Below are 8079 nucleotides of genomic sequence, written 5' to 3' on the forward strand. Positions count from 1 at the left end.
TGATTGGAAGGTTGGTTCGTGACGTCGAGCGATGGGTCGTGCGGCTTTCAGTCTCCGGCGGGGCGCGACGTATCGCCGTCACACTCGCCGTTCGAGTCGGCGACCGGATAGAGGGCGTCCCGCACTGCCTTGGCATCGGCCAAGTAGGACTCGAGCGCCTCGCCATCGCGATCGGCCATCAGCCCCCGTAACTGGTCAAGTTCGGCGCGGTAATGATCCAGCATCCCCAGGATCTCGTCGCGATTGTCCAGGCAGATATCGCGCCACATCACCGGGTCGGAGCTTGCAATCCGCGTGAAGTCACGGAAGCCTCCGGCGGCATAGCGGAACACTTCGTAGCGCTCGGCCAGCCGCGCCAATGCCGAGACCATGGCAAAGGCCGCCACGTGCGGCAGGTGCGAGGTCGCGGCCAGAACGTGGTCGTGATGGGCCACGTCGAGGCGCTCGACACGCGCGCCGACGGCCCGCCACATCGACTCGACCCGGGCAACGTCCGCGTCGGTGTTCTCGGGCAGGGGCGTGAGGATGACACGATGGCCGCGGTAGAGATCGGCGGTCGCCGCCGAGGGACCGCTGTGCTCTCGCCCGGCGATCGGATGGCCAGGTACGAATCGCGCCAGTTGGGCCGATGAAAGATGGGCCCGCGCCCGCTCGACCACGGCACCCTTCACACTGCCACCGTCGGTGATCAGCGCACCCTCGGGCAGACAGTCCGCCAGTTCGGCCAGTACGGCGTCCATCGCCGCCACGGGAGTCGCAAGGAAGACCATGTCGGCACCGGCAACCGCCTCGGCGATCGAGTCGGCCGGCCGGTCGATCAACCCGAGGCGCTGCGCCGATAATCGGGTGTCGAGCCGTCGGCTGTAGCCGACCACCTCGCCGACCGCGTCCTGCTCTCGCAGTCCGAGCGCCAGCGAGCCGCCGATCAGGCCCGTACCGATCAGCGCCAGACGATCAATCATCGCGTTCGTCCTCGGCGCGCAGCCGATCGAGCGCCCGCTCGAGGGACGCGATCGCTCGCTCGTTCTGCTCGCGTGTGCCGACAGTGATACGCAACGCCGTCGACAACCCCCCGTGGGCCTCCTGCCCGCCCAGCGGACGGACAATCACGCCCTCGCGCAGCATCTGCTCGAACACGCGGCCGGCGCCGAAGGATGTGCGCACCGTGATGAAGTTCGCCCGACTCGGCACCGTCTGCCAGCCGCGCGCGTGGGCGGCGGCCTGCCACTGCTCGAGCCCCTCGCGATTGACGGTCCGGCTCTCGGTGATGAACGCCGCGTCCTCCAGGGCCGCCTCCGCCGCCCGCAACGCCAGGGCATTGACGTTGAACGGGTGACGCACCCGGTCGAGCAGGCTCGCGATTGTCGGTGCGCTGACGGCAAACCCGACGCGCAGAGCCGCGAGACCGAAGATCTTGGAGAAGGTGCGCGTGACCACCAGGTTCGGGTAGTGCGCGAGCAACTCGACCCCGTCCGGGAAGGACGGATCCTCGACGTATTCCGTGTAGGCCTCGTCGAGCACCACGATGACGTCTTCCGGGACCGCGTCGAGCAACTCGCGCAGTTCGGCCGCCTCCACCCAGGTGCCGGTGGGGTTGTTGGGGTTGGCGAGGAAGACCACGCGGGTGCGTTCGTCGATGGCCTCGGACATGGCCGCGCAGTCGGCACCGAAGGGCATCACGGGGTCGTCGGCCGGGCGCGCCGGCACCACCTTCGCATCGGCCCCGGCCGCCTGCGTGGCCAGGGCGTAGACCGCAAAGGCATGCTCGGAAAACACCGCGTTGACGCCGGGCTCGAGGTAGGCGCGTGCCACCAGTTCGAGCACGTCATTCGACCCGTTGCCCAGGGTGATCTGCCCGGGGTGCACCCCGTAGTGTTCGCCTATCGCCCGCTTGAGCCGATAGCCGCTGCCGTCGGGATAGACGTGCAGTTCGGCCAGGCTGTCCCGCAACGCCTCGACGGCGCGCGGGGACGGCCCGAGCGGATTCTCGTTGGAGGCGAGCTTGAGCACGTCACTGATGCCGTACTCGCGCGCCACCTCCTCGGCCGGCTTGCCGGGAACGTAGGGGCTGATCGCCTGCACACAGGCTCGCGCCCTCTTGGAGGCCGACATGCTTTCCTCACGATCCATCTACTCCCCTCCCGGGTGGCTGATCACCGGCAACGGATAGGAGCCGAGAACCCGCAACTGGCCGCAGTGCGGGTGCAACCGCTCGAGGGCGTCGGCCACGGCCGGGTCGTCGCGGTGACCGGCGATGTCGATGAAGAAGACGTAGTCCCAGACACGGTCTCGTGCCGGCCGTGATTCGATGCGCAACACGTCGATGCCGGCCTCGGACAGCGGCAGGAGCAACCGCGACAATGCCCCGGGCTCGTTGGTCACGGAAAGCAGGAGCGCGGTCTTGTCCTCGCCGGAAGGTGCGACCGGCTCCCGGCCAAGCACCGCGAACCGCGTGGTGTTCTGGACGTTGTCCTGGATATTGGCTGCGCGCACGACCAGCCCGTGCCGTTCGGCGGCGAAGGCCGGCCCGATGGCGAACACCTCGGGGTCGGTCGCCGCCTGCTGAGCGGCGGCACTGTTGCTCGCCACGGCCATGCGATCGACGCCCGGAAAATGGGCGTCGAGCCACTCGCGGCACTGGGCCAGCGATTGGGCGTGCGAGACGATGCAGCGCGGATGTGACGCGGCATCCGGGTGGGACAGCAGTTGCTGGTCGATGCGCAGCGCCACCTCACCGCAGAGCAGCAGATCGCTGCCGGCAAGCGAGTCCAGCGTCAGCGACACGCTGCCCTCGGTGGAATTCTCGAGCGGCACCACGCCGTAATCCACGCTGCCGGCGGACACGGCGCGGAACACCTCCGGGATGCCCGGTTCGAACTGCAGCCGGCCACCGTGACCGAAGGCCGCGACGGCTGCCAGCTCGGAGAAGGTGCCGCTCGGACCGAGGGTGGCGATCGACAACGGGCGCTCGTGCGCCAGGCAGGCCGACATCACCTCGCGGAACAGCCAGGCCACCGTGTCGTCGTCGAGAGGCCCCGGATTGAGCTCGCGGATACGCGCGAGCACCTGGGCCTCTCGCTCCGGACGGTAGAAGGACTGCCCCGGAGAGAAGGCGGGGTCCCGCTGCTTGATGTGGGCGACCTGCTCGGCCAGACGCGCACGCTGGCTGACCAGGTCGAGCAGCTGCCGATCGAGATCGTCGATCAGCAGGCGCACCTCGTCCAGGCTGTCGGGCAGCGTTGGGGGTGCCGTCGGCTTGGACTGGTTACCGCCCATGGACCCGACGGGATATCAGAGCAGGCGCAGGCGCAGAACGCCGTCGATGGCCGCCAGCTCGTCGCGAGTCTCTGCCGGCACTTCACGGTCCACGTCCAGCAGCGTGTAGGCGACCTGGTCGCGCGACTCGTTGACCAGGTGCTCGATGTTCACGCCGGCCTTGCCGAGGATGTGCGAGATCTGACCGACCATGTCCGGGCGGTTGAGGTTGGCGATCGCGATGCGCTGGGCGCCGGAGCGGGCCATCTGGACGTGCGGCATGTTGACCGCGTTCTTGATGTTGCCGTTCTCGATGTAGTCGCGCACCTGGTCGGCGACCATGATCGCGCAGTTGTCCTCGGCCTCGTCGGTGGACGCACCCAGGTGCGGCAGGGTCAGGCACTTCGGGTGGTTCTTCGTCAGGTTGGTCGGGAAGTCGCAGACGTAGGACAGGGCCTTGCCGTTGTCCAGTGCGTCGACCATGGCCTGCTCGTTGACGATGCCGTCACGGGAGAAGTTCAGGACCACGACGTTGTCCTTCATGAACGCCAGGCGCTCGGCGTTGATCAGGTCGCGGGTGGCGTCGATCAGGGGCACGTGCAGGGAGACGAAATCGGCCTTGGCCAGGACCTCGTCGACGCTGGCCGCCTGATGGACGTCCGGGGACAGTTCCCAGGCGCGCTCGACGCTGATGCCCGGGTCGAAGCCGATCACGCGCATGCCCAATGCCTTGGCGGAGTTGGCCACACGGACGCCGATCGCGCCCAGGCCGATGATGCCCAGCGTGCGACCCGGCAGCTCGAAGCCCTTGAAGTTCTTCTTGCCGGCTTCCGTCGCCTTGTGGATTTCCTCGTCGGAACCTTCGAGGTTGCGAGCGAAATCCCAGGCCGGACCGATGTTGCGGATGGACATCAGCATGCCGGCGATGACCAGTTCCTTGACCGCGTTGGCGTTCGCGCCCGGTGCGTTGAAGACCACCACGCCCCTGTCGGTCATCCGATCGACCGGGACGTTGTTGACGCCGGCGCCGGCACGGCCGATGGCCAGCAGCGACTCCGGCAGCTCCATGTCGTGCATCTTGGCCGAGCGGACCAGGATGGCATCGGCGTCAGAGAGCTCGGCACCGACGTCGTACTTGTCGGTCGGCAGGCGCTCGAGGCCCTTGTTGGAAATGGCGTTGAGGGTGTGAATCTTGTACATGTCCGAATCCTTGAATTTGGCTGTCTGGGCGTTGGCGGCTCGTCTCGAGACTCAGCCGTGACGCTTGGCGAAGTCGTTCATGAAGTCGATCAGCGCGTCGACGCCGGACTCCGGCATCGCGTTGTAGATGCTCGCGCGCATGCCGCCGACCGAACGGTGACCGTTCAGGGTAACGAGGCCCTGCTTGCCCGCTTCCTCGAGGAAGGTCTTGTCCAGGGAGTCATCGGCCAGCATGAACGGAACGTTCATCCAGGAGCGGTAGCCCGGCTCGACCGGATTGCGATAGAAATCGTTGCCGTCGATGGTCGCGTACAGCTTCTCGGCCTTGCGCTTGTTGATCTCGGCCATTGCCTCGAGACCGCCCTTTTCCAGCAGGTGCTCGAACACCAGCCCCGCCATGTACCAGGAATAGGTGGGCGGGGTGTTGTACATGGAATCGGCCTCGGCCTGGGTGGCCCAGTCCAGCATCGCCGGGGTGTTCTCGCGCGACTTGCCCAGCAGGTCGTCGCGGACGATGACGATCGTCAGGCCGGCCGGACCGATGTTCTTCTGCGCGCCGGCGTAGATGACGCCGAACTTCGAGACGTCGATCGGGCGCGACAGGATGGTCGAGGACATGTCCGCGACCAGAGGCACGTCGCCGGTGTCCGGGATGTACGGAAACTCCACGCCCGCGATGGTCTCGTTCGGGGTGTAGTGGACGTAGTCGGCGTCCGGGGAGAACTTGATCTCGCCCTCGGCCGGCAGCGTGGTGAAGTTCTCCGGCTTGGTGTCGGCGACCACGTTGACGTCGACGAAGCGCTTGGCTTCCTTGATCGCCTTGACCGACCAGTGGCCGGTGTTGAGGTAGTCGGCCTTGCCCGAGCCGTTGCCCAGGTTCAGCGGAATCGCGCCGAACTGGGTCGAGGCACCGCCCTGCAGGAACAGCACCTTGTAGTTGTCCGGGATGTTCATCAGCTTGCGCAGGTTCGCTTCCGCCTGCTCGGCGATGCCGACGAAATGCTTGCCGCGATGGCTCATTTCCATGACCGACATGCCGGTCCCGTGATAATCGACCAACTCTTCCCCTGCACGGGTGAGGACTTCGGTGGGCAACATCGCCGGACCGGCGCTGAAGTTGTAAACGCGAGCCATGACTACTCCTGAACAGAAACAGAAAACAAGCGACCGGACGATGCCTCGCCCGGTCCATCATTCAATCGGAAACAGCCCGCTCGGGCGGGCTGATTGGGGTGGCGGCGGCCACGGCGGGGATCACTCCTCCGCGTCCTGATCCTCGATTTCCTCGTCGCCTTCATCTTCCATGGCCGCGACCGGCTCGATCTGAACCAGACGCTCGTCCTTGCCCAGACGGATGAGGGTCACACCCTGAGTATTGCGCGACAGGGAGGAAATCTGGGACACCTCGGTGCGCACGAGTGTACCGCGGTTCGAGATCAGAATCACCTCGTCGGACTCGCGCACCAGCACCGCGCCGACCAGCTCGCCGTTGCGTTCGCTGGTGTTGATCGCGATCACGCCCTGCCCGCCACGGTTGTAGACGGGGAACTCGTCGGTGGGCGTGCGCTTGCCATAGCCGTTCTCGGTGGCGGTAAGCACCTCGCCTTCGTCGACCACGATCAACGAGACGACGAACTGCTTGTCCTGCAGGCGAATGCCTCGCACGCCGGCCGCCGTGCGGCCCATCGACCGTACGTCTTCCTCGGCGAAACGCGTCGCCTTGCCGGCGTTGGAGAACAGCATGATCTCGCGGGAGCCGTCGGTCAGCGCCGCACCGATCAACCGGTCACCCTCGCGCAGGTCGATGGCGATGATGCCGGCCTGGCGCGGGCGGGAGAAGTCGACCAGCGGGGTCTTCTTCACCTGGCCATTGCGTGTGGCGAAGAAGATGTAGTGATCGTCGACGAACTCGCGAATCGGCAACATGGTGTTGATGTGCTCGCCATCCTGCAGCGGCAGGACGTTGACCACCGGCCGGCCGCGTGCCCCGCGGGCACCCTGCGGCAGCTGGTAGACCTTGCGCCAGTATACGCGACCGTAGTTCGTGAACATCAGCACCCAGGCATGGGTGCTGGCCACCAGCAATTGCTCGATGACGTCCTCGTCCTTCATCCGCGTCGAGGCCTTGCCTCGGCCGCCACGACGCTGGCTGCGGTAATCGGTCAGCGACTGGGTCTTGATGTACCCCTCGCGGGAGAGCGTGACCACCCGATCCTCCTCGGCGATCAGGTCCTCCATCGAGAGGTCCTCGTAGTCGACGATGATCTCGGTACGACGTGGGTCCGCGTACTCGTCCCGGATCCGCATCAGCTCGTCGCGGATGACCTGCATCAGCCGCTCTTCCGAGCGCAGGATGTCGAGGAGATCGATGATGCGCTCGAGAAGGTTGGCGTATTCCTCGACGATCTTGTCCTGCTCGAGGCCGGTGAGACGGTTGAGGCGCATCTCGAGAATGGCCTGCGCCTGTTCCGGCGAGAGACGGTAACTGCCGTCCTCCTGCAGACCGAATTCGTCGCCCAGGGCCTCGGGGCGGGATGCGGCGGCATCCGCCTTCTCGAGCATGGTGCGAACCACGCCGGACTCCCAGGTGCCGTCGAGCAGCTTGACCTTCGCCTCGGCCGGGGTCGGCGCGGACTTGATCACGGCGATCATCGGATCGATGTTCGCCAGCGCCACGGCCAGACCCTCGAGGATGTGGGCGCGATCGCGCGCCTTCCTCAACTCGAAGATGGTGCGGCGGGTGACCACCTCGCGGCGGTGACGCAGGAAGACGTTGAGAATCTCGCGCAAACCGACGGTGCGCGGCTGGCCATCGATCAGCGCGACCATGTTGATGCCGAACACGCTCTGCAGCTGGGTCTGCTGGTACAGGTTGTTCAGGAGCACATCGGGCATCTCGCCCCGCTTGCACTCGATAACGACCCGCATGCCCTCCTTGTCGGATTCGTCACGCAGTTCGGCAATGCCCTCGATCTTCTTTTCGCGCACCAGTTCGGCGATGCGCTCGATCAGGCGCGCCTTGTTGACTTGGTACGGCAGCTCGGTGATGACGATCGAGGTGCGGTCGGTCTTCTCGCTGTCCTCGAACTCGGCCCGGGCGCGCATTACGCAGCGGCCGCGACCGGTCAGGTAGGCATCGCGCAGGCCGGCCGCACCGTTGATGATGCCCGCGGTGGGGAAGTCCGGGGCCGGCACGTACGCGAGCAGGTCGTCATCATTGATGGCCGGGTCGTCGATCATCGCGACGGTGGCGTCGAGCACCTCGCCGAGATTGTGCGGCGGGATGTTGGTGGCCATGCCCACCGCGATACCCGAGGAGCCGTTGACCAGCAGGTTCGGGAATTGGGCAGGCAGGACCTGAGGCTCGGATTCCGAGCCGTCGTAGTTGTCGATGAAGTCGACGGTTTCCTTGTCGATGTCGGCGAGCAGTTCGTGGGCGATCTTCGCCATGCGAACTTCGGTATAACGCATCGCCGCCGGGGCATCACCGTCGACCGAGCCGAAGTTACCCTGCCCGTCGATGAGCATGTTGCGCATGGAGAAGTCCTGCGCCATGCGCACCAGCGCGTCGTAGACCGCCGAATCCCCGTGCGGGTGATACTTACCGATGACGTCACCCACGAC

The 8079-nt window shown here is 66.1% G+C and carries 6 protein-coding genes; all 6 read right to left on the reverse strand.

The features are described from left to right. Positions 1 to 47 precede the first annotated feature (47 nt). Complete coding sequence (locus tag ACESL5_RS01650) at positions 48 to 962, reverse strand: prephenate dehydrogenase (RefSeq protein ID WP_372591036.1); 915 nt, start codon at positions 960 to 962, stop codon at positions 48 to 50. Further along, entirely contained in the window at positions 955 to 2130 is a 1176-nt protein-coding gene (hisC, locus tag ACESL5_RS01655; protein WP_372591037.1) for a histidinol-phosphate transaminase, read from the reverse strand. The genes ACESL5_RS01650 and hisC overlap by 8 nt, the downstream gene beginning before the upstream one ends. Continuing rightward, entirely contained in the window at positions 2131 to 3276 is a 1146-nt protein-coding gene (pheA, locus tag ACESL5_RS01660; protein ID WP_372591038.1) for a prephenate dehydratase, read from the reverse strand. A gap of 15 nt (positions 3277 to 3291) precedes the next feature. Next, on the reverse strand, positions 3292 to 4455 hold the full coding sequence (locus ACESL5_RS01665) for a 3-phosphoglycerate dehydrogenase family protein (protein ID WP_372591039.1): 1164 nt from the start codon (positions 4453 to 4455) through the stop codon (positions 3292 to 3294). 51 nt (positions 4456 to 4506) lie between these two features. Beyond that, complete coding sequence (serC, locus tag ACESL5_RS01670; protein ID WP_372591040.1) at positions 4507 to 5589, reverse strand: 3-phosphoserine/phosphohydroxythreonine transaminase; 1083 nt, start codon at positions 5587 to 5589, stop codon at positions 4507 to 4509. Positions 5590 to 5709: 120 nt separating this feature from the next. Then, the coding region (gene gyrA / locus ACESL5_RS01675; protein WP_372591041.1) for a DNA gyrase subunit A at positions 5710 to 8079 on the reverse strand (2370 nt) is incomplete at its 5' end.

Origin of the sequence: Guyparkeria sp. (assembly GCF_041687595.1) — a bacterium.
Taxonomy (GTDB): Bacteria; Pseudomonadota; Gammaproteobacteria; order Halothiobacillales; family Halothiobacillaceae; genus Guyparkeria.

Coding starts and splice junctions, on each gene's coding strand:
- hisC (WP_372591037.1), bottom strand. CDS start 2,130: ATGGATCGTGAGGAAAGCATGTCGGCCTCCAAGAGGGCGCGAGCCTGT.
- ACESL5_RS01665 (WP_372591039.1), bottom strand. CDS start 4,455: ATGTACAAGATTCACACCCTCAACGCCATTTCCAACAAGGGCCTCGAG.
- ACESL5_RS01650 (WP_372591036.1), bottom strand. CDS start 962: ATGATTGATCGTCTGGCGCTGATCGGTACGGGCCTGATCGGCGGCTCG.
- pheA (WP_372591038.1), bottom strand. CDS start 3,276: ATGGGCGGTAACCAGTCCAAGCCGACGGCACCCCCAACGCTGCCCGAC.
- serC (WP_372591040.1), bottom strand. CDS start 5,589: ATGGCTCGCGTTTACAACTTCAGCGCCGGTCCGGCGATGTTGCCCACC.